This window comes from Hymenobacter duratus (genome assembly GCF_014698995.1).
GTDB lineage: Bacteria > Bacteroidota > Bacteroidia > Cytophagales > Hymenobacteraceae > Hymenobacter > Hymenobacter duratus.
The window spans coordinates 1,122,260-1,143,677 of sequence record NZ_JACWZZ010000001.1 but is presented as its reverse complement, the minus strand read 5'-3'; the positions used below and the strand labels follow the sequence as shown (position 1 = coordinate 1,143,677).

17 protein-coding genes are annotated in these 21,418 nt (G+C 58.4%); 5 read left to right on the top strand and 12 right to left on the bottom strand.

Going from position 1 to position 21,418, the window contains the following annotated elements; genetic code table 11:
- Window positions 1-206: 206 nt before the first annotated feature.
- Window positions 207-2,681, top strand: coding sequence for a TonB-dependent receptor domain-containing protein (locus IC231_RS04700; RefSeq protein WP_190783418.1), 2,475 nt, complete (start codon window positions 207-209; stop codon window positions 2,679-2,681).
- A 12-nt stretch (window positions 2,682-2,693) separates the two neighbouring features.
- On the opposite strand, the gene IC231_RS04695 is transcribed toward IC231_RS04700, so the two are convergent.
- Window positions 2,694-3,437: a shikimate dehydrogenase family protein gene (locus tag IC231_RS04695; protein WP_190783417.1), complete on the bottom strand. Its 744-nt coding sequence runs from the start codon at window positions 3,435-3,437 to the stop codon at window positions 2,694-2,696.
- A 114-nt stretch (window positions 3,438-3,551) separates the two neighbouring features.
- Window positions 3,552-4,208 (bottom strand): DedA family protein, encoded by a 657-nt coding sequence (locus IC231_RS04690; protein ID WP_190783416.1) that lies wholly within the window; start codon window positions 4,206-4,208, stop codon window positions 3,552-3,554.
- A 168-nt stretch (window positions 4,209-4,376) separates the two neighbouring features.
- Here IC231_RS04690 and IC231_RS04685 point away from each other — a divergent pair, with 168 nt between their 5' ends.
- Window positions 4,377-6,782, top strand: coding sequence for an erythromycin esterase family protein (locus tag IC231_RS04685; protein ID WP_190783415.1), 2,406 nt, complete (start codon window positions 4,377-4,379; stop codon window positions 6,780-6,782).
- Window positions 6,783-6,798: 16 nt separating this feature from the next.
- Here the strand turns inward: IC231_RS04685 and IC231_RS04680 are convergent, their stop codons facing one another.
- The 10 genes from IC231_RS04680 to IC231_RS04635 all read right to left on the bottom strand — a co-directional run bounded on the left by IC231_RS04680 (window position 6,799) and on the right by IC231_RS04635 (window position 18,611).
- On the bottom strand, window positions 6,799-7,461 hold the full coding sequence (locus IC231_RS04680; RefSeq protein ID WP_190783414.1) for a spermidine synthase: 663 nt from the start codon (window positions 7,459-7,461) through the stop codon (window positions 6,799-6,801).
- 110 nt (window positions 7,462-7,571) lie between these two features.
- Complete coding sequence (locus IC231_RS04675; protein WP_190783413.1) at window positions 7,572-8,939, bottom strand: PQQ-dependent sugar dehydrogenase; 1,368 nt, start codon at window positions 8,937-8,939, stop codon at window positions 7,572-7,574.
- Between the two features lie 55 nt (window positions 8,940-8,994).
- Window positions 8,995-9,579, bottom strand: coding sequence for a GNAT family N-acetyltransferase (locus IC231_RS04670; RefSeq protein ID WP_190783412.1), 585 nt, complete (start codon window positions 9,577-9,579; stop codon window positions 8,995-8,997).
- A 114-nt stretch (window positions 9,580-9,693) separates the two neighbouring features.
- A complete protein-coding gene (locus IC231_RS04665) occupies window positions 9,694-10,635 on the bottom strand; it encodes a TraB/GumN family protein (protein ID WP_190783411.1) in 942 nt (313 codons plus the stop codon).
- Between the two features lie 75 nt (window positions 10,636-10,710).
- Complete coding sequence (locus IC231_RS04660) at window positions 10,711-11,544, bottom strand: phosphosulfolactate synthase (RefSeq protein WP_185888724.1); 834 nt, start codon at window positions 11,542-11,544, stop codon at window positions 10,711-10,713.
- A gap of 147 nt (window positions 11,545-11,691) precedes the next feature.
- Window positions 11,692-13,089: a tetratricopeptide repeat protein gene (locus tag IC231_RS04655; RefSeq protein WP_190783410.1), complete on the bottom strand. Its 1,398-nt coding sequence runs from the start codon at window positions 13,087-13,089 to the stop codon at window positions 11,692-11,694.
- 204 nt (window positions 13,090-13,293) lie between these two features.
- Complete coding sequence (locus IC231_RS04650; protein WP_190783409.1) at window positions 13,294-14,301, bottom strand: NAD-dependent epimerase/dehydratase family protein; 1,008 nt, start codon at window positions 14,299-14,301, stop codon at window positions 13,294-13,296.
- Window positions 14,302-14,365: 64 nt separating this feature from the next.
- Complete coding sequence (locus tag IC231_RS04645; RefSeq protein ID WP_190783408.1) at window positions 14,366-15,136, bottom strand: tyrosine-protein phosphatase; 771 nt, start codon at window positions 15,134-15,136, stop codon at window positions 14,366-14,368.
- Window positions 15,137-15,150: 14 nt separating this feature from the next.
- Window positions 15,151-17,634: a polysaccharide biosynthesis tyrosine autokinase gene (locus tag IC231_RS04640; RefSeq protein WP_190783407.1), complete on the bottom strand. Its 2,484-nt coding sequence runs from the start codon at window positions 17,632-17,634 to the stop codon at window positions 15,151-15,153.
- Between the two features lie 50 nt (window positions 17,635-17,684).
- The gene (locus tag IC231_RS04635) at window positions 17,685-18,611 is read right to left on the bottom strand and encodes a polysaccharide biosynthesis/export family protein (RefSeq protein ID WP_190783406.1); all 927 of its coding nucleotides are present in this window, start codon (window positions 18,609-18,611) and stop codon (window positions 17,685-17,687) included.
- 235 nt (window positions 18,612-18,846) lie between these two features.
- Between IC231_RS04635 and IC231_RS04630 the strand changes: the two genes are divergently transcribed.
- The 3 genes from IC231_RS04630 to IC231_RS04620 all read left to right on the top strand — a co-directional run bounded on the left by IC231_RS04630 (window position 18,847) and on the right by IC231_RS04620 (window position 21,388).
- Window positions 18,847-19,986: an acyl-CoA dehydrogenase gene (locus IC231_RS04630; protein ID WP_190783405.1), complete on the top strand. Its 1,140-nt coding sequence runs from the start codon at window positions 18,847-18,849 to the stop codon at window positions 19,984-19,986.
- Window positions 19,987-20,157: 171 nt separating this feature from the next.
- Complete coding sequence (rpsU, locus tag IC231_RS04625) at window positions 20,158-20,355, top strand: 30S ribosomal protein S21 (RefSeq protein WP_073281214.1); 198 nt, start codon at window positions 20,158-20,160, stop codon at window positions 20,353-20,355.
- A gap of 145 nt (window positions 20,356-20,500) precedes the next feature.
- Window positions 20,501-21,388, top strand: coding sequence for a tyrosine-type recombinase/integrase (locus tag IC231_RS04620; RefSeq protein ID WP_190783404.1), 888 nt, complete (start codon window positions 20,501-20,503; stop codon window positions 21,386-21,388).
- The last annotated feature ends 30 nt before the right edge of the window (window positions 21,389-21,418 follow it).

Here is a 21,418-nt window from a genome sequence, read left to right as displayed (position 1 = left end):
ACGCCGCGCTGTGGCCTACCAACCGGGCTATTGCCGGGCGGTGCGTGTAGTTCATGGATTGGTAGGCCGGTATAGGGAGTTGGTTGAGAGAAAAAGCAAGGGTGGTTGATATTCCCGCCGTGCCGTCCGGAATGAGACTAGGTTTGGAATGTGCCGGGGCCCCATACCACCCTTCTCCCGCGCCGCGCCACTCTGTCCCGCTTTCGATGAAACACGTATCCGCGTTGCTGTTGCTGCTCCTGTTTGCCACTTCTGCCATCCATGCACAAAGCCCGGTGCCGGCAGCACCCGGCCCGGCCCGCCTGCTGGGCCGGGTGCTGGATACTACTACGCAGAAGCCCGTGGAATATGCCACTGTAGCGGTGCTACCAGCCACCGGTACCACACCGCTGGCAGGAGGAACCTGCGACGCCGATGGCCGTTTCGACTTCAAAAACCTACCTGCCGGCACGTTCCGACTGCAGCTGAGTTTCGTGGGCTACGCCACGCGGCTTGAGACAATTACGCTCACGTCGCCGCTCACCGATCTTGGGCAGCTGTTTCTTACGGCTTCGGCCCAGAATCTGGCCGGCGTGACCGTGACTGGGGAACGGCCCATGGTGGAAACCCGGCCGGACCGCCTCATCTATAACGCCGACCAGGACCCCAGCAACACCGGCGGTACGGTGGCCGATATTTTGCGCAAAACTCCGCTAGTGAACCTCGATGGGGAAGGCAACGTGCAGCTGCGCGGCACCCGCAACGTGCGCATCCTGATCAACAACAAACCCTCGGCGCTGCTGGCTGGCAACCTAGCAGAAGCCCTCAAGCAGATTCCGGCCGACCAGATTAAAGCCATTGAAGTCATTACGGCACCTTCGGCGAAATATGACGGGGAAGGCTCGGGGGGCATCATCAATATTGTACTGAAAAAGAACAGCCTGCAAGGCGTGAACGGCAGCGCAGGTGCTACTGGCGGCAACCGCAACCAGAGCCTCAATACCAGCCTCAATGTTAAGCGGGGCACGCTGGGCGTCAACACGAAACTTAGCGGCTTCCACAACCTCTATCCGTTCAAAAGCAGCACCGAGCGGACCGTCTATTTGTCGGATGGCAGCACCGGGCAGCTGAGTGAGCGAACCACCTCCCGCAACCAGGGCCAGGGCGGATATGGCCAGCTAGAACTCACCTACGACCCGTCGCCGTTGCACAGCTTCACGCTGAGCGGCAATGGCAATCTGTACAGCACCAACTCGCCCCAGGAACTCGTCAACCAGTATCGGGGGCAGCCGCAGCTTGACACCTTGTACACGCGCGACATCAACCGACGCGACCAGAGCCGCAATTTCGATCTGAATGCGGGCTACACCCGCACCTTTGGCGAGAAGCAGCCGCGCCGCGAGTGGAGCATGCTGGCGCAACACACCAGCAACCGCAGCCGCGAGCAGTACCGCCTCGACCAGTTTCCAACGCCGGAGTTGCACGGTGGCCCCATTGAGTACCAGGAAACCAGCCGCAACCTGGCCCGCAACCTCGAAACCACCTTCCAAACCGACTATACACAGCCATTCGGCGAGAAAACCACGCTCGAAGTCGGCGCCAAGCACATCCGGCGCCAAGTCAGCAGTGACTACACTTTGGATACGCTCCTGACTGGCCAGCAGCCCGATTTCGTGCGCAGTGCGCTGCGTTCCAACAGATTTACGTATCGCCAGAATGTGCTGGCCGCGTATGGCACTTATGGCTTCTCGCTGGGCAAGAAGTACGCTTTCAGCCTGGGCACGCGGCTAGAGCGCACGGCCATCGAAGGCGAATTTCAGAATGAAGCCGGCCGCTTTCAGAACAGCTACCTGAACGTACTGCCCAACCTCAGTGCTACCCGCACGCTCAAAAAGGAAGGCCAGACGCTGCGCCTGAGCTATTCGCGCCGCATCCAGCGCCCTCAGATTTACTACCTCAACCCCTACGTCAACCAAGTAACGCCCAACTCAGTGGACTTTGGCAACCCCGAACTACGGCCGGAATTGGTGGACCTGGTAGAACTGGGTTACAGCACGTTCGGCGAAAAAACGTCGTTGAATGCTTCTGGATTCGGGCGGCGCACCAGCAACTCCATTGAGCGGTTCAGCCGCTACAACGAGGCCCTGGCCCGCAACGAAACTACTTACGGCAACCTCTCGACGGCTACCATTGTGGGCCTGAACCTGTATGGCTCCTGGAAACCGCGCCCCGAATGGGACCTGAGCAGCAACCTGACAGCCGACTACACCAGTCTGCGCAGTGCCATCCTGCAGCGCCCTAACCGCCGGGCCAGTCTCAGCATGAACATGAATGGGGCGCGCAAGCTGGGCAAAACCTACTCGGTGCAAGGCTACGCAGGCTTCTGGACGCCCGGCGTGGAGCTACAGTCGCGCTACTCCGGTGGCATCTACTACGGCCTGAGCGCGAAGAAGCTGCTCCTGGAAGAAAAGGCTGACTTCACGCTGGCGCTTGTCAACTTCCTGACGCCGGGCCGCTATTTCCGCAGCACTACCACCACGCCTGATTTCGTCAACTATGGCAGCTTTTATTCCTACCAACGTGCCCTCCGGCTGTCGTTCAACTACCGCTTTGGCAAGCTGGAAACCGGCCAGCGCCAGCGCAAAACCATCCGCAACGACGACTCCAAAGGCGGCGGCAGTGGCGGGCAGCAGGGCGACTAGCTGGTATGAGGGCTACCCGTTCCAGATTTTCCAGGCGGCTTCTGCCTGCAGGCAGAGCATTTCGAACCCGTTTTTGGTTTGAGCGCCAGCCGCCTGCCCGCGTTTCATAAACTCAGTTTCGCGGGGGTTATAAATGAGGTCGTAGAGGCAATGGTGGGCCGTGAGAGCCTCATACGGGATGGGCGGACACTCCTCCACCGCGGGGTAAGTGCCGAGTGGGGTAGTGTTGATGATGAGTAAATGCTCCTGCACCAGGCGGGGGGTGAGTTCCTGGTAGGTGAGCCCCGCTCCCATCGGGTTCCGCGACACCACCCAGTAGCCAATGCCCAGCTCACGTAGTGCCACCTCCACTGCTTTAGATGCACCTCCGCTGCCCAACACCAGCGCCCGGAGCCCGGCAGGCCAGGTGGTAGGCAGCAGCGCGCGCAGCGAATCCCGGAACCCCACGTAATCGGTGTTGTGGCCAATCAGGCGGCCATCGGCGGCAAACTCAATAACGTTGACGGCCCCCACCCGTGCCGCCGACGGCGCTACTTCGCTCAGAAACGGCCACACCTGCTCCTTGTAGGGAATCGTGACATTGAGGCCGCGCAGGCCGGGACGCCGGGCAAGCAACGCCGGCAACTCGTTGATGGTGGGCAGCTCAAACAGCTCGTAGTGATGATCGGCTAGGTGGAGGCTCTCAAACTTTTGGGTGAAATAGGTTTGGGAGAAAGAGTGGGTCAGGCTGCGACCAATAAGTCCGAATTCAGGCATGAGGGAAGCCGATAGTTTCGGCCGTTAAGCAACAAAAAAAACCACCCCGGCCAAAGCAGCTAGAGTGGTTTCCGGGAATGTTAGCATCGCATCTGCTTTAGAGCGCAGCCCTTGCTACGCAACAGGCGCTTTGGGTGCGCGGCGCGCCTTAACGAACTCCCACACAGCCGGCAGCACCGACAGCCCGATGATGGCCAGCACCACCAGCGAAAAATTCTTCTGCACAATCGGAATCTGACCGAAATAATACCCCGCCAGCGTCAGCAGCACCACCCATAGCACCGCGCCCACCACATTGTAGGAAAGAAACTTGCCGTAACTCATGGTGCCCACGCCCGCCACAAAGGGCGCAAACGTGCGGATGATAGGGATGAAGCGCGCTATGATAATGGTTTTGGCGCCGTGCTTCTGATAGAATGCCTGGGTGCGCTCCAGATGCTCGCGTTTCAGAAAGCGGGAGTTTTCGCGGAATACGCGCGGGCCCAGATAATCGCCGATGTGGTAGTTGAGCGTGTCGCCGAGCACGGCGGCCGCAATCAGCAGGCCCACCATCATCCACACATTCAGGGGCGAACCGGGCAGCGCGGCCAGGGACCCGGCCGCAAACAGCAGCGAGTCGCCGGGCAGGAAAGGCAGCACCACCACCCCGGTTTCCACGAAAATGATGAGGAACAGGATAGCGTAGGTCCAGGCGCCATAGTCCTGAATAATTTCAGCTAAGTGCTTATCAAGATGCAGAATGAAGTCGAGCAGGTGCTTCAGAATTTCCATGCGAAGGTGCGAGGTGGTAGAAATAGAACTACAAAGAAAGCGGAAAGCCACCGGAGTAGCGTACCGCCAGTGGCTGGCAACCCTGGAAAGCCAAGAAAAATTCGGCGGCGCACATGCGCCAAGCGCCCAACACGTTATACTGCAGCCGTTATGTAACCGCTGATTTCTATGCCAAATTCTCTGTATCGATTATTCTTCGTGGTGCTCACGCTACTGAGCTGCCGCCCGGCTACCGCACAGGCCATCCTCAACCTGGATTTCGAGCCAACTGCCAACCGCCGCCAACCACTGCTGTTCTGGGGGCGCCGCCAGCAACCCGACGAGCTGCTGATTCGCGTCGACACGGTGGCGCCCGCTCAGCACGGCCGGGGCAGTTTGCTGCTGGATGCCTCGCTGGCCGAAGAACCGGAAGGCACTTCCGTAGTCACCACGTTGCCCGTTTCGGACTCAGTGAGCGGCCGCATTGCCACCGTAAGCGTGTGGGTGCGCACCGAGGAGTTTCAGGGCACCGCCTGGCTGAAAGCCTACAGTTCTTATTCCACAGAAACCACCCCGTACTCTGGCCAACTATCGGAGAAAGCCATGCAGCCCACCAAGCTTGCCCCTACCGCCGGCTGGCAGAAACTGGAGGTGCAGCTCCCCGTGAGCCAAACGGCCAACCGCCTCAGCATGTTGCTGGCTTTCAACGGCCGGGGCCGGCTGTGGCTCGACAACTTCCAGGTGCGCTACGACAAAGGCCAAACCTACCGCGACGCGCCACTGGCAGGCACCGAGCCGCTGCTGCTGCCCCCCGGCACCCCACTGCCCAACTGGGACTTCGAGCGGCGCGGCCCTGCCCAGCTGCCCGGTGCGGCTTCCACTGCCCGCCGCTGGCAGCTGGACTCGGCGGTGGCGCAGCGGGGCCGGCGCAGTTTGCGCGTAGAGGCCGCTCCGGCCAGTGCCGCGCCCGTGTACCTGGGCCTAGTGCCCCTGGATTCGCTGCTGGGCAAAACCCTTACGGTGCGCGGCTACGTGCGCTATGCCGGTTCGGCCGTGGCGGGCCAGGCTCCTCCAACTTTGCTGTACCGTGTGATGGGCAACAGCGACTTAAGAATGTATCCGTATGACCGGCATAAATGGCCCGGCACGCTCACGGCCAGCCCATTGCCGGAACCTGCGCCCGGCACGCCGTGGCAACGGTTCGAGTTGACGCTGCCCATCAGCGCCAAGCGCAACCTTTCGCAGCTGGCGCTGCTGCTGCAGCCTGGCGCGGCTCCGGTCTGGTTCGACCATATAGAGCTGCTGGCTGATGGTCGGGCCTTTTCGCCACCACCACCACCCGTGCCGGGGCTGCCTACTGCCGCCGAGCTAGCTTGGCTGCGCAAGGCCGCCGTGCCGCTCCGCACCACCGCCCCCGACGGCGGCGACCAGAAAGATCTGGCTGCATTCGGGCAATTGGTTGGGTCGGCACCGGTTATCGGGTTGGGCGAAGTCACGCTGGGCTCACACGAGCAGATGCAGCTCAAGCACCGGCTGTTTCGGTATCTGGTGGAGCAGAAAAACGTGCGCGTGCTGGCCCTCGACACCGACCTGGGCGCCTGCCTGGCGTTGAACGACTATCTGCAAACCGGCACCGGCAACCCCCAGCAGCTGGTAGCCAACCTGCCCCTTTGGGATACCGAAGAAATGCTGGCCTTGGTGCGCTGGATGCGGACTTACAACCAGCAGCACCCAACGGCCACCCTGCAGCTGCTGGGCATTGATCTGCAGGAGGCGCCGGAGATTTTGCGCTATCTGCGGCAGCGCCTGCCCGCCCAGGCCGGCTACCGGGGCGAGCTGCTCACGACGCTGCAACGCCAGCTCCGCGCGCTGGCCGATGCGGGTATTTCACTGAACTACCTGCAGAACGCCCAGCAGACCGACCCACGCCTGGAAACTGTGCGCCGCCTACTGGCCGAGGTTCGCGCCGCCTTCGATGGTCCGGCCAAACTCCGGCGGGGCTACGGTGCCACGCCCGCGGAAGCGGCCGCTCTATCCCAACTGCTCCGCCAAGCCGAGCAGTACAGCGTCGTACAGACAATGTCGTCGCGGTTTCGCTTCAGCTACCGGGCAGCTTGCCTGGCCGAGAACGTGGAGTGGGCCCGCACGCAGGCCAACGGCAAGGGCGTGGCCGTCTGGTCGCACAACACCCACCTGAAAACCTACGACCAAGATGATACTACTTTGGGCGAAGTGCTACGGCGCTATTATGGTGCGGGCTACGTGGCGGTTGGCTTGCTGTTTCACGAAGGCAGCTTCCGGGCCCTGCCTTCCACCGAGCCTCCAGCATTTGTTACGGCCACAGCGGCCCCATCATCCGTAGGCAGCTACGAGCACTACTTCCGGGCGGCCACGCTGCCGGCATCGTTTCTCAACCTGCGCACTCCTGACCTAGCGCCGGGCACACAGTGGCTCTACGAGAATCTCCTGTTCCGCGACGGGACCCTACGCCCCTATGAGCAGCCCTTCAGCCGCCACAGCCTCCGCCGCGAGTTTGATGCCCTGCTGTACGTCCCAAAATCCACGCCGGCAGTCGTCGTTAGAGCTAGTAAGTAACGCTGCCGCACCTACGCTACACCAAAAGTCTCTCTAGAATCAATAAGCGGTTTAGCAGTTCTACTTCCACTTCCTTCACCGAAAAGCCCAGTCCGGCCAGGTACTCCGTCAACTCTTCGCCTGCTACTGTCAGCGGATTTGCCGTCAGGGTATTGAACAGCACTTGCCCGCCTGGCGGCAGCACCCGCCATATATCCTGCCAAAAACCGACTTGTTGCAGCTCAGCTGGCAGTTCCAAATCAATAAACAGGTCGATGATGATGAGGCCATAGGCGGCGGATGGCGCAGTCTGGAGCCACACAAAAGCATCGGCGCACACAATCGAGAGGTTCGCGTCGGGGCGGATTCCGAATTCCGTATCGGCTACGGCAATAACGGCGGGGTCTAGTTCGAGGGCGGTGATGGGCGCTGTTACCCGGTGTTCCTGGCGCAGCGTCTGCACCACGGAGCCTCCACCAAGACCCAGCACGAGAATACGCTGCGCCTGCTGGGGTTTCAGAAACATCAGCCCGTAGCGTAGTACCTGCTGCAACGAGCCGTAGGAGTAGTTGGCGTGGCGCGTATCAAGCACTTTGCGGCCTCGGTACCACGTCACTTCCAGCGGCCCGTTGATAGGCGAATGGATAGTGCGGGTAAGTGGCACCAAATAGCTTAGGTAGCGGCGCAAGTAGTGTAGCATGGCGCTGCAAGGTAAAGCAGCAGGAGTTTCCGAAGGCCGCCAGATGCCAAACGGCCTGCTCCTCCCAAGCGGAGAAGCAGGCCGTTGAGCGGGCAGGTCAGAGGGGCAGTTTAGGCGCCGCGCCCTGGCTGGGCAGCTACCCGCCAGACTTTGTTGCCGGCATCGTCCAGCACCAGCAGCGAGCCATCCGGCAGCACCGTGACGCCTACGGGGCGGCCGTATACCTCCTTTTCACCCGGGTTAGCAATGAAGCCCGTCACGAAATCTTCCATACCGCCGCTGGGCTTACCGTTGCTGAATGGCACGAAGACCACCTTATAGCCCGTAAACTCCGAGCGGTTCCAGGAGCCGTGCTGCCCAATAAACGCGCCATTCTGATACTTGGCCGGAAAACCGTTGCCGGTATAGAACGCCAGTCCCAACGAAGCGGTGTGCGGGCCCAGGGCTACATCTGGCACTACGGTTTTCTGTACTAGGTCCGGCCGCTCGCCTTTGCGGCGGGGGTCTTCTTTGGGGCCGAAATAGGCGTATGGCCACCCGTAGAAGGCGCCGGGCTGCACACTGGTCAGGTAGTCGGGCACTAGGTCGTCGCCGAGCTCATCCCGCTCGTTCACGGCAGTCCAGAGGGTTTTGGTGCCAGGCGCCCAGCCCATACCTACAGGGTTACGCAAGCCACTGGCATATATTTTTTCGCCGCTGCCGTCGGGGTTTATTTCCAGAATATTGGCGCGGCGCTGTTCGTTTTCCATTCCGTGCTCTGCCACATTAGAGCCCGAGCCCACGCTCACATAAATCTTCGAGCCGTCGGCGCTGGCCAGCAGGTTACGGGTCCAGTGGTTGTTGTAGCCACCGGCCGGCAGGTCCAGAATCTTCTGCCCAGGACCCGTGATTTTGGTCTGGCCCGGCTTGTAGGCATATCGCACTACCCCGTCGGTGTTCCCGACATAGAAGTAGTTGCCGAGCACCAGCATGCCAAGAGGCTGGTTCAGGTTGGCCAGGAAGGTTTCGCGCACATCGGGCTTGCCGTCCTTGTTGGTGTCGCGCAGCAGCGTAATACGGTTGGCGCTGGTTTCCTTGAGCGACTTGGAAGGGTCCAGGTCCAGCTTGGCCGCAATTTTTTTCTTGGTCGTCGTCGGGATGGTGTTGGATTCGGCTACCAGCACGTCGCCATTAGGCGTCACGTAGGCCCAGCGCGGGCTGTTGAGGTTGCCAGCATACTCCGTAATCACGAAACCAGCGGGCACCACCGGCGTTTTGCCGGCTGGCCACCCAATTACGTGGCTGCGCTTGGTAGTGGACTTGGTGGCGTAGGGCTCCGGCAGCGTAGGAGCCGCTGCATTGGATTGCGCCGCTGAGTCGGGGGTTTCTACTACCTGGGCAGGCGTATTGGTAGGCGTATCCGTTTTGGGCTGGCCCTGGTTGCAGGCGGCCAGCAGCACCAGCGCCGCAACCGGCCCCGGAAAAGGAAGATGTTTCATATCAGACAGTAAGACAGATTCAGAACTATCTTCCTACTCTATCAGTCGGATATGGTTACACCTGGGCGGTAGTCTGGCCAGCCGTCCGCAACGGCGTCAGCAGCGAATAAATGGCGGAATCCAGGAACTGACCCCGGAAATAGTAGTCCTCGTGGAAATAGGCTTCGCGTACAAATCCGTGCTTGGTGAGCAGCGCCATTGAGGCGGTATTGTGCGGATTTACGTTGGCTTCCACGCTGTGCAGCTGCATGGTATGAAATCCGAAGTGCAGCACGGCTTCCAGCGCCTCCTGCATCAGGCCCTGCCGCCAGTAGTCGGGGTGCAGGCCGTAGCCTATTTCGGCGCGGTGGTGCTCCGGTATCAGGCGCCAGAACCCCAGTGTGCCCAGCAGCACATCTTCCTGCTCCGGCCGCACCATGGCCCAGGTGATGCCGGTGTTGTCGGCGGCGGCCTGTTCTACTTTCCGGATCAGGGCCAGGCTCTCCTCCACGGTATGGTCCGGTTCCCGGTCGATGTAGCGCATAACCCGTGGGTCGGAACGCTGAATCAGCAGAGCAGGGGCATCGGTATGGCGCAGAGGCCGTAGCAACAGGCGCGCCGTACGCAACTCCGGAAACGGCGTAAACTGAAAAGTGAGCATAGCAGCAACAAACGAAAAAGTACTCGCCGAAAGATGCGCATTTCGCCGCAGCTATTCCCAGAGCTACTTGCTCTCAACCCTCGCTTTTCAGCTTCGCCCGGTATTCGTCCTGCCCTACTCTGCCGATTTCGCTGACGCAGTGGGAAGCAATACGGGCTCTATCTGGTAGCCTTGCTGGCGCAGCAACTGCAGTACGCCGGTGCCGCCTCCCAGGTGTGCTGCTCCCACAGCAAAGAAGGTGGGCTTGCTTTTTATCCAAGCGCTCATTTTCGGAATCCAGTCCTGGTTACGCGCCTGCAGCTCAGCCGGCCCATCATTCTCAGAGCCATACTTCGGGTCGACTGATAACCGATACAGCTCGTCCACATCCCGGCCACGGTACGTGACGACGAGGTGCTGCATGAGCCGGGGAATGCTGTCGTATGTGCGTATGGCCTCTACCAGGTCGGCGGCCTGCTTGCGGTACGGTACCTGCTGCATCGACACCAGTTGCTGTTCTATCGTTTCCAGACCCAACACTTCCTTCTGCTGCGCTTTGGCCAGCTCCAAAAACTTTCCTTCGTAACTCACGGGCGTGCAGGGCAGGGCCGCGCTGTATACCAGTGCTTCCGTAAGAGCGGGTTTTACCAGCACGTAGGGCAGAATGGAGTGGTGTAGCTGCTGGCGGAAAAACTTCTTTACGACCTTGAAGTCACGCGGCTTCAGGAGGCGGCGCAGAGAGTTGGGCCAGGGCAATTGGGCTGCCCGCCGAAACTGCTTGCCCATTGCCGGGTCGTCCAGGTCCAGCTCCAGCACGAGCTGCCCGCTACTCCGGAATGCCGCCTCCATTTCGGGTGGCACTGTGGCATCATCGGGGCATAGCACGTGCATCGTTCCAAAAACATAGGACGGGCCCGGCAGGCCCGCTCCCGAAATTCGCCACAGCAGCGTTTTGATCTTATTGCAAGAAGCAGTATCAGGCGCAGCCTGAGTTTGCCCCAGTGCGGCCCCAGACAGGCCCAGTAACAAGAGTAGCGCCAAACAGCCCGTGCGGCACGTAGAATATAGATTGGGCATATGAGGTAAGGTAAAAACGTAAAAAAGGGCTATACACTATCTGTACAGCCCTTTTTTTTTAAAGCATGTGAACGGTTAGCCGCGCGGCATGGACGTGCCAGGTTTGCCAGGCGTCTTCACCTCGGGGCGGAACATTTCATCCACGTTGTCCATGTCGAGGAAGTGCGTGAACGTGTCGCCACGCAGGCCCAAGCGGATGGTTTCCAGGCTCACAATTTCATTGGGCGCAATGTTGCCCAGGTTCACGTTGGCTCCAAGCAGCTTAATGAACCACACCTGTTGAGCTTTCTGAGGAGCTTCCCACAGAATTTTCTCGAACGGAATCTGGGTCAGGATTTCTTCTACCAGACCTGAGCGAACCTCGCCAGTGCTGCGGAACAGGCCTACATTACCAGCCTCACGGGCTTCGCCAATCACCTTTATGGCGCCGGCTTCCAGCTCCGTTTTCATCTGCGAAATCCACTTGTAGGGCGGGATAATCTTCTCCGCATCCTTCGAGCCCACTTCGCTCAGCACTTTCACGTCCTTGGCCAGCGTCTGGATGTATTCGAGCTTTTTGTCGTGCACCAGATCAATAGAGCCGTCGGATACTTCGGCGTATTCCATCTCATACTCCTCCAGTAGGCGGCGGTAATCGTCGAACTGGTTACGAATGATGAAGGCCTCGAACAACGTGCCCCCGAAGTACACCGGAATGCCGGCCTCTTTGTAGGCCGCCAGCTTACGCTTGAGGTTAGGCGTCACGAAGGACGTGGCCCAGCCCAGCTTCACAATGTCGGTGTAAGGCGCGCCTACTTCCAGGAAATCTTCCACTTCGCGTACGCTCAGGCCTTTGTCCATTACCATGGTAAAGCCTTGCTCGCGGGGTTTTTCGGTGCGCTCAGGTAGCTGCGTGAGGTTGTAATTCATTCTGTAGGGTCTTGGGAGGCTGGGGAGCGAACCGGCGGGGCCGGCAGTTCCCGAAAAAACAACGGGCGTAAAAGTACGCCCGAAATCCAGAAAGCCCACCGCCGAAAAGAAGCGGGCCGAACCAGGGAGTGGTCCGGCACGCAGCCTTTATTTACGGTACTGATCAATCAGCCGGGCCAGTGCCTTCTGCGACTCCAGTTCCGGGAAGTACTCAAACAGCAGCCGGTGCTTGTCGAAATCCAGCGTCAGGGCGTTTTCCAGCGTCTCGTATGCCTCGCGGTAGCGGCCGGCAGCCAGCAGGTAAGCGCACAGCCGGTAGTGCAGCTCGGCTTCCATGGGCTGCACCTCCACGGCGTTGCGCATCAGGTCGATGGCTCCCTCAAAATTTCCCTGCTCATAAAGCAGAATGCTCCAGTTCAGCCAGGCATCTTTGCTGTCAGGGGCTACTTCCGTGGCCTTTTCGTAGGCTTCCAGGGCACTCACGATGTTGCCCACCTGATACTCGGCGGCAGCCAATGCCAGCCAGTATTCCACGCTCTCGGCATAGATGCCTACGGCCTTGCGGAAGAAGTGAATGGCCTCGAAAAAGCGTTCCTGCTCGTTGAGAATGATGCCGATACCAAACCACGCCTCATCCATCTCCGGCTCCAGGTCGATGGACTTTTGATAGAAGCGGCGGGCCGCATCCCATTCGCGGAGCTTCTCGTGGCACTCCCCGATGTTGCACAGGGCTTCCGGGCTGGGCTCGCCTTCGGGGTAGCTCACCTCAAATTCCGCAATGGCCTCCCGGTATTTTTCCTGCGTGACGTAGGTGCTGGCCAGGTAGGCGTGCGCCTCATAAAACTTGGCGTCGATGAGGATGGCATACTCGAAGGCCGCAATAGCCTTTTCGGGCTGGTTGAGGCGAAAGTGCGCCTGTCCCAAGTTGTACCACGCCACCGCCGAATACGGGTCGTCGTCGGTGAAGCGCTGGAAGAACGGCAGGTTTTCCTCGAGCCGCCCGCTCACCTCCAGGCAGTAAAGCAGCTCCTGAACGGCCACATCATTGTCGGAGTTGAGGCGCAGGCTTTTCTTGTAGTATTTGGCCGCGCTCTTGAATTTCTGCCAGCTTTGGTAAGCCAGCCCCAGGTTGAAATAGATGTCGTCGCGGTCCGGCGCGCGTTCGGCAGCCTGCAGGAAAAACGCTACGGCCTCCGCGAATTCCCCTTTCTGGGTAGCAATAATGCCGCGCGTTACGGCCACGTCCGGGTTGTCGGGGTCCAATTCGGCTACGTTTTCAATCTGGGTGCTGGCAGCCGTGTACTCGCCTTTCATGGCCAGCACCTGCGAGCGGTCAATCAGCAGTTCCGTGCTGAACGGATATTGGGCAATAGCAGCTTCACAGGCTTGTAGCGCCTTGTCATACTGCGTGTTGGTGGTATAATGGTCGATAATATTCTCAAAATCGGCCAAGTCGAAAAAGACAGGCTCGTTCTGGGCTACCATCCGCTCAAAACGGCGCACAGTGTCCAGTACTTCATCCCGGTCCTCAAAATTTTCATTCATTCTCATGCAGCTACAATCAAGTACCGGTACACCGTCAAAACGGCAGCCCCGATGGGCTTACTTCACTTTATATCTGCCCTAGGCAGGTACATGGTCTAATATACAACAACCACACCGGAGACCTGTGGGTTCAGGTAGTGGCAGATGCCAGGAAAGGCGACGGGCAATGAAGCGTTTTTGCGGACCTATTCCCAATTCCGCGCCTTATTTCTTTGCCTGTTTTTGCATCAGTTCCCGGCAGCACCATTCTATGGTCTCCGGCACAGGCCGAAAGGCAAGGCCGGTGGCCTGCTGTACTTTTTCGGCGCGGTACAGCACCGGGTTGCGGCCGGCGCGGGCCGTATCCTTGGTGATGAGCGGCCGGGCACCGGTCAGCACCGAGCGCACGTGCTCCAGGCGCCAGATGCCTTCCGCCGCCCAGTCCGGCACCGATACGGTGGGTGGCGTGCGGCCGAAGCAGGCTGCGGCGCGGGTCAGAAACTCACTGAGCAGGAGGCTGCCGCCGCTTAACACATATCGTTCCCCGGATACATCCAACTCCAACGTAAGGCGTAGCATCATGGCCACCACGTCGCGCACGTCTACCACATTGAGGCTACCGGGTGTGTAGAAGCGGTGTTGCTCCCAAGCATATCGAAACAGCCGGGTGCTGCTCCGCTCCCAATCTGCGGGCCCCAGAATTACGGATGGACATACCATCACTGCCTGCAAGCCTTCTGATATGCCCCGCCACACTTCCAGTTCGGCGAGGTATTTTGAGGTAGCATACGCCCCGTGCTCGGCGCCTAGGTCCCACTTGGTATTCTCATCAAGCACCTGCAGCACATCAGGCCCGGCCTGTTCGCGGGCTTGTGCTGCCCCCCCGCCCAGCGCCGCCACCGACGACACCTGACAGAGTCGGATGCCGGGCCGCTCCAGGCAGGCATCCACTATGGCGGCGGTACCTTCTACGTTCACCTGCAGCAAGGCCTCCTCGTCCTGAGGGGCATACGAAACCAGGCCGGCACAATGAAAGACATGCGTGACACCTTCCAGTGCAATATTCAGCAAGGTCGTGTCGCGCAGGTCCCCTTCCACCCATTCCACTCCGCCGGCACCTTCCAGCACCGGTATCTGGCGGCGGTAGAGGGCACGCACCGGCAGTCCGCGCGCCACCAGCGCCGGAATCAGGAAGCCTCCTACGAGGCCGCTACCACCAGTGACGAAGATCATACAGGAACCCGAAACGCATATAGAACTGCCAGGAAACAACTGCGGCCTGACTGGTGTGAGGTAGTTACAACGTGTTGTTCAGCAGCGGAAGTGCCAGTAGCTTGCGCGTATAGTCCGTAGCCAACGTCTTTTCGCGTAGCGTGGACGTGTGCTTGAGGTTGTGGGCATCCGTCCCGACCATATCCACCAGACCAGCATCGATGAGTTTTTCCGCAACCTTTTTGGCACCGGAAGAATAGTAGCCTGCCAGCGAGTTAAGATTCAGCTGCAGCAGGGTGCCGTTCTCCCGCACTTTCACGAGGTCATCGAAGCGGCCGTAGAAGTACGTGTAGCGCTCCGGATGCGCCAGCACCGGCTGATAGCCCATGCTTTGGAGCCGAAACACGGTTTCCGCCAAGTTGAAAGGCTCGTTGATGTAGCTCGTCTCAAACAGCAGGTAGCGCTTGTCGCCGCCGAAGGTGAGCATTTCGTCGCCCCGGTCCAGACGGGGTCCGAACCATTCATCGAGGTAATACTCCGCCGCGCATTCCAGCTGCACGTCTGTAATTCCGGCTTCCGCCGCTACTCGCTGCAAGTGGTGCAAAGCGCCCCGGATACCTTCCGGGGTATTCTTGTAAAAGTCGCCCATCAGGTGGGGCGTCATTATCAGTTTCCGGTAGCCCAGGGCGCGTAGCTCGCGCAGCAGTTCCAGGGAGTGCTCTACCGTTTCGGCCCCATCATCCAGCCCGGGCAGCAGATGGGAATGCATGTCGGCTCCCAGCACGGCCAGCGCGTCGGCCGGCAATGCAGCCTGTGCAGCCCGGCTGCCGAAAAGCTTCTGAAAAAAAGAGGCCATAGTACCCGCTTCGCCTAAGAAAACCGCTTGCGCAGGCGGGTGAGGGCACTTTCAGCGGGCTTCGTTTCCTCGTAGTAGCCCTGTCCATAGCCGTAGCCATAGCCATAACCGTAGCCATAGCCGTAGCCATACATACCACTGGCAGTGGCATCGTTGAGGATGGTGCTGAGCCGGGTAAAGTTGTTGGCCCGCATCAGCTTGTTGATGTTTTTGAGGAAGGCTTTTTTCGAATAGTTGGCCCGCACGATATAAATCGGAATGTCAGCCTTGCGCATGATCAGGATACCATCCGTTACCAACCCAACCGGCGGCGTGTCAATCAGAATCACGTCGTAGGTTTTGTGCAGCTCAGCCAGCATCTCATCGAACTTGGCCCCCAGAATCAGCTCCGATGGGTTGGGGGGCGTGGGTCCGGCCGAAATAAAGTCCAGCGTCGGGATGGAAGTATGCTGAATGCACTCCTGAATGGTGTGCTTTTCAATCAGGATAGTGCTGATTCCTTTCACGTTCTCCGCCCCAAACGCCAGGTTGACTTTGGGTTTGCGCATGTCCAGGTCCAGAATCACGACGCGCTGTTCCGACAGCGCAATAATGCCTCCCAGGTTTACTGAAACGAAGGTTTTTCCTTCACCGGAGATGGTAGAAGTAACCGAAATCAGCCGTTTCTTTTTGGCCGAGCTGATAAAGTCCAGGTTGGTCCGGATGGAGCGTATAGACTCCGAAATAGCTGATTTGGGATTCTTGTCCACTACCAGCTTCGAAACGGACATCTTCTCCTTGTCATAGGTAGGAATCACGCCCAGCACGGAAGCCTGCGTGGCACGCTCCAGCTCGCGTACGCTGGTTACGGTGTTGTGCATGAAGTAGCGCACCGCCATCAGCGACAGGCCCAGCACGATACCGCTCGCCAGCCCGATGGCATACACCATCAGCCGCACGGGCGAAATAGGCTCGCTTGGCATACTCGCCGGCGACAGAATCTGGAAGTCGGGGGTAGTGCCCGCTTTGGCGATGTTAAACTCCACCTTCTTATCCATCAGCATCAGATACGATTTCTCGTACAGTTCCAATGGGCGGGTAAGCCGGGCCAGTTCCGTAGCTTTCTGAGGCAGGCTCTGCAACTCCGAGGTGAATGTACCCCGCTGGCGGTCCAGCGTAGCCAGCTCGCTTGCCAGCAGCTCTTTACTTTGCCGCAGTGTGCGGCGCAGATTGCCTTTAACGAAGTTCAGCTGCTCCCGCTGCTGCTGCACCGCTTCTGTAGTTTCCTTGTACGACCGGGACAGCCGGCGCAGGTTCCACTGCAGGCTGTTCAACTCCGACAACTGCTGAGAAAGCTGGGCGTTTTCCAGCGTTGCCAGCGCCGGAATGCTTTCCTGCACGCTCAGGTCTTCACGGGGCGTGAGCGTTCCTCTTTCGGCCAGGGCAGTTACCTCATTCAGCAGTCGGATTTTTTCCGATAGTTTCAGTCGTACTTCTTCCTGTTCCTTCAACTGGGCTGTCAACTCCCCAATTGTGGCTTTCACGTCATACGTTTTATTCTGACGAGCAAAGTTTTGCAGATTTTCCTCCGCAACCGCCAGGTTCTGCCGGTTTTCCGTTAGCTGCTGATCCAGGAACTGCAAGGTTTGCGCGGTAGCGGCCTGCTTCTGCGCAATTTTTTCCTGCAGGTATACCGTATCAATCTTGTTGACAATAGCCCGTGCTTTGCCAGGCGTAAAATCCTGGAAGGAAATCTGAATGGTGTTAGCGTCCGGGTTCACTATCTCCACCAGCAGGTTCCGGTCGAGGTAGCTGTTGATAGCGCCTTCATCGTTAATGATGAAGTGGTAGGTGCGGTCAAGAGCGGAAGCATCCATAGTAGGCGTGGCACGGACGCGTAGTGTCATGCCGCCAATCCGGAAAGGCTCGCCGATAGAGTACTCGCCCGTCTGCTCATTCCCTGCCTGCAGGTACGACAAGCGGAAGCGGGTCGGGCTTGTAAAGCTGAGGCCGAACTTTGTGTTGTAAAGGATGTCTCCTTCATACTCCACCCGAAACGGAGAAGCGCCATACAGCTCACTTTCGAGCACCGTGCCTTCGGCGTAATAGTTTACATCAAGGTCCAGAGAGTCCTTCAGGCGGCGGTAGATGATATTGGACTTTATCAGCTCCACTTCGCCGGAAAGCTTGCTGATGTTCTGCCGGCCGCCAGCTGTTTCGCCCAGTGCACCGCCCAGGCCCAGGGCACCGGCTTCCGTTTTCTCATCAATCTTCAGCAGCGAGGAAGACTTGTATATCGGCTTGGTGTAGCGCAGAAACAGCCAGGAGCCCGTGAGCCCCAGCCCAATCAGGAGCAGAAGCCAAAGCAGACTACGCCGGGCAACGAGCAGCAGCGTATCAAAATCCAGTCCGCCGCCCTCGTCTGCTGCCTCTGAATCGGTGGGCACAGTGCTTGCTCCACCGGAACCGGTAGCATTTCGGATCAACTCTTCCAGTTCGGCGTTTTCGTTAACGGCCATTTAAAGATATCAGGAGTTCTGCTCAGAAAAACAAAGTGCACCTACGCCAATTACCGCGTAAGGCTTATAATAAGACTGATACTGGTCAGGAAAAGACCGGCAAGTCCCAGCAGAGGAGCCGCGTCATTTAGCCCATCAATGAAGGGGCGCCGGATGGGCTCAATGTAGACAATATCGTTTGGCTCCATTTGCAGATTGGCCCGGCGCATGCCGTTAATAGTAGTCAGGTCTACCTGTTCAATCTGTGGGTTCTTCAAATCTCCCCGGATAATGCGGATGTTGGATACCTTACCTCCGGAGCGGTACAAAGTTGCTGCCCCGGCACCGCTCGCGCCATCAACGCCGCCGGCTGCCGCCAGCACTTCCAGCAGGTTCATATTGTCGTTGGTAAGCGGCACGATTCTTCCGCCCGGTGAGCCCAGCACGATTACCCGGTTGTTCGTTACGCGGGTCGTGACGAACACGCCTTTGTAGAACTCGCTGTATCTGATTTGGAGTACACTGTCTGCCTGCAGCAGCGTGTAGCCGCTCAGCCTGACCCGGTTGATCAACGGCAGCGTAACGTAGCCATCGGTCTGCACCAGAAACTCGGAGAAGTTGGCTGTTTGGCCGGCTCCCTGGCCAGTACCGGCAGAGGCACTGCTTTGCCCGGCACCGGCAGTGCGGTTTCCGGCGCTGGGCAACAACGCCCCGCCGGGAGGAGAGCCAAACTGCAGCTCTCCGTTGGGGTCAATTATCCGCTCCCCGTTGTTGGTATACACCCGTACCGCCAGAAAATCATTCGGCTGGATAGTATAATTCCGGTTTACGCGGTTTACTACGCGGCGCAGCTTGGTAGTGTCCATGCCTTTTACCGCATCGTCCAGCCGGAACATAACGCGCTGATTGTACACCTCCTTTGAGCAGGAAAACAAACCCAGAAGTGGTATACACAACAGCCAGAGGAACGTGAGGCGGCGAAATACGGATGAATACATGCAGGCTGAAGGAGCCAAAAGGTTACAGGACGGGCCCTGGCAAGGCGACGTCCAACTACGGAAGAGTCTCTGAAAAACCTTCAAAGTTAACCGAATTGGCGGCCCCTTTCAAAATTGGATCCGCCAATCGGAATTCTGCACATGGCTGGGCGCGGCCAAAATCGTACTTTCGCGGACCCAAAACCGGCCCTTACCGGTTATACTTCTAATCCCCACCACCTTCATTCTTTTGCCCATGGAACTGGTAGCTACCGAAAACCAGACAATGATTGCCCAGATGGTGCGCGACTTTGGCGCGCAACACATCAAGCCCCACATGATGAAGTGGGACGAAAGCCAGGAATTTCCCGTGGAAGTGTTTCACAAGCTGGGCGAAATGGGCCTGATGGGTGTGCTGGTGCCGCAGGAATACGGCGGTGCCGGCTTCGGCTACACCGAGTACGTGACGGCTATTGCTGAGCTGTCGAAAATAGACGGCAGCATCGGCCTGAGCATGGCAGCCCACAACTCCCTCTGCACGGGTCATATTCTGCAGCACGCTTCCGAGGAGCAGAAGCGCAAGTACCTGCCTAAGCTGGCTTCCGGCGAGTGGATTGGCGCCTGGGGCCTCACCGAACCCAACACCGGCTCCGATGCCGGCAACATGCGGACCGTGGCCGTGGAAGACGGCGACCATTACGTACTGAACGGCGCCAAAAACTTCATCACGCATGGCAAAACCGGCAACGTGGCCGTCGTTATTGCCCGTACCGGCGAAGTAGGCGACTCCCGGGCTATGACGGCTTTCATCATTGAGCGGGGTACTCCCGGTTTCGCGGCGGGCCGTAAGGAAGATAAGCTGGGAATGAGAGCTTCTGAAACCACAGAGCTCATCTTCACTGATTGCCGTGTACCCAAAGAAAACGTTATCGGGCAGGTTGGGGATGGATTCGTGCAGGCGCTTAAGGTGCTCGACGGCGGCCGGATCAGCATTGCGGCCCTCAGCCTAGGCATTGCGCAGGGAGCATACGAGGCGGCGCTGCAATACTCTAAAGAGCGGCACCAGTTCAACCAGCCCATCAGCAATTTCCAGGGCATCAGCTTTAAACTGGCCGATATGGCAACGGAAATCGAGGCGGCTTCTTTGCTCACCTACCGGGCAGCCGACATGAAGGACCGGGGTCTGAACGTGAATAAGGAGTCGGCAATGGCCAAGCTCTATGCTTCGGAAGTGTCGGTGCGCGTTGCAAATGAGGGTGTGCAAATCTTTGGAGGCTATGGCTATACCAAAGACTATCCAGCCGAGAAATATTACCGCGACGCCAAACTGTGCACCATCGGCGAGGGCACCTCTGAAATTCAGAAGCTCGTCATTGCCCGGACCCTGCTCAAATAAGTAGTTGCGGTGTAAGTGGCCGAAGCATACTTGCAGAAATCTGTAGGCAAACAAGCCATCGGCCGCCCTTAGGGCCAATCAGACAAAAATCCGAGTAATCCGTTTTTAATCTTCCAACTCTCTGATTATCTTTGCGGCCCTTCATAGAAGAGTTTTCAACCCCACTGACATATGATCATCGTACAAATCAAGGAAAACGAGTCGGTTGACCGCGCCCTCAAGCGTTTCAAGAAGAAGTTTGAGCGCACGGGCGTTCTGAAAGAGCTGCGTCGTCGCACGTTTTTCCAGAAGCCTTCCATCACCAACCGTAAGCAGAAGCAGAAGGCCATCTACAAGCAGGTGACCTACGGCAACGACAACAACGCCTAGCGTTCTGCCCCTTCCGGATTAAAAACCGGCTGATGCCCTTTTCTGGTGCGTCAGCCGGTTTTTTCGCGTACATACAACTGCGGTTTTTTTCTTCCGCCGAAATCCATACATTGGTTATCCGGCCCTAGCGGCCGGGCTCCGATGTATGGATTTATTTTTCAACTACCTGCGGGCTGAGCGGCGCTACAGCCCGCACACGCTGCTCTCCTACCAGACAGATATGCGGCAGTTTGCCGCATATCTTCAGACGACCTATGAACTAGCTGAGCCTGCGCAGGCCGACCATACGCTTATCCGCTCGTGGGTGGTGACGCTGATGCAGCAGAACCTCGATCCGCGCACCGTCAACCGTAAGATTGCCTGCTTACGCTCCTACTTCAAGTTTCTGCTGACCACCGGAGTTATCAGCAGAAACCCGATGCTGCGCATCAAAGCACCCAAAATGGCGAAAAAGCTGCCTGACTTTGTGCCAGAGGACAGTCTCAATGGGTTGCTTAACTCTTTTGAGTTTCCGGACACGTTTGCCGGTATCCGCGACCAGCTGGTGTTGGAACTACTCTACGGTACCGGAATCCGCCTTTCAGAGCTAATCGGGATTCGGCCGGATGATGTGAGCCTGCCGGGGCGCGCAGTGCGTGTTACAGGCAAAGGCAACAAGCAGCGCATCGTGCCGCTCAACCCGACCCTGGTAGCTGTGCTTACCAACTATATAACATTTCGCAAACGCGAGTTTGGCCCCGAAGGCAACGCCCAGCCAGCACTCCTCGTTACGGACAAAGGTGAACCGTTGTACGAAAAGCTAGTGTATCGGACTGTGAAGCACTATTTGAGCCAGATAACTACTGCTTCGTCGCAGCAGCATCCGCACGTGTTGCGGCACTCCTTCGCCACGCATTTGTTGAACAAAGGTGCTGATCTGAACGCCATTAAAGAGTTACTGGGCCACGCGAATCTGGCCGCTACGCAAGTCTACACCCACTTGTCCATCGACAAGCTGAAATCAGTCTTTGAACAGGCCCATCCCAAGGCCTGAGTTGTGTTCCTTTTTCTTACCTCCCAAACC

Coding starts and splice junctions, on each gene's coding strand:
- IC231_RS04700 (WP_190783418.1), top strand. CDS start 207: ATGAAACACGTATCCGCGTTGCTGTTGCTGCTCCTGTTTGCCACTTCT.
- IC231_RS04695 (WP_190783417.1), bottom strand. CDS start 3,437: ATGCCTGAATTCGGACTTATTGGTCGCAGCCTGACCCACTCTTTCTCC.
- IC231_RS04690 (WP_190783416.1), bottom strand. CDS start 4,208: ATGGAAATTCTGAAGCACCTGCTCGACTTCATTCTGCATCTTGATAAG.
- IC231_RS04685 (WP_190783415.1), top strand. CDS start 4,377: ATGCCAAATTCTCTGTATCGATTATTCTTCGTGGTGCTCACGCTACTG.
- IC231_RS04680 (WP_190783414.1), bottom strand. CDS start 7,461: ATGCTACACTACTTGCGCCGCTACCTAAGCTATTTGGTGCCACTTACC.
- IC231_RS04675 (WP_190783413.1), bottom strand. CDS start 8,939: ATGAAACATCTTCCTTTTCCGGGGCCGGTTGCGGCGCTGGTGCTGCTG.
- IC231_RS04670 (WP_190783412.1), bottom strand. CDS start 9,579: ATGCTCACTTTTCAGTTTACGCCGTTTCCGGAGTTGCGTACGGCGCGC.
- IC231_RS04665 (WP_190783411.1), bottom strand. CDS start 10,635: ATGCCCAATCTATATTCTACGTGCCGCACGGGCTGTTTGGCGCTACTC.
- IC231_RS04660 (WP_185888724.1), bottom strand. CDS start 11,544: ATGAATTACAACCTCACGCAGCTACCTGAGCGCACCGAAAAACCCCGC.
- IC231_RS04655 (WP_190783410.1), bottom strand. CDS start 13,089: ATGAATGAAAATTTTGAGGACCGGGATGAAGTACTGGACACTGTGCGC.
- IC231_RS04650 (WP_190783409.1), bottom strand. CDS start 14,301: ATGATCTTCGTCACTGGTGGTAGCGGCCTCGTAGGAGGCTTCCTGATT.
- IC231_RS04645 (WP_190783408.1), bottom strand. CDS start 15,136: ATGGCCTCTTTTTTTCAGAAGCTTTTCGGCAGCCGGGCTGCACAGGCT.
- IC231_RS04640 (WP_190783407.1), bottom strand. CDS start 17,634: ATGGCCGTTAACGAAAACGCCGAACTGGAAGAGTTGATCCGAAATGCT.
- IC231_RS04635 (WP_190783406.1), bottom strand. CDS start 18,611: ATGTATTCATCCGTATTTCGCCGCCTCACGTTCCTCTGGCTGTTGTGT.
- IC231_RS04630 (WP_190783405.1), top strand. CDS start 18,847: ATGGAACTGGTAGCTACCGAAAACCAGACAATGATTGCCCAGATGGTG.
- rpsU (WP_073281214.1), top strand. CDS start 20,158: ATGATCATCGTACAAATCAAGGAAAACGAGTCGGTTGACCGCGCCCTC.
- IC231_RS04620 (WP_190783404.1), top strand. CDS start 20,501: ATGGATTTATTTTTCAACTACCTGCGGGCTGAGCGGCGCTACAGCCCG.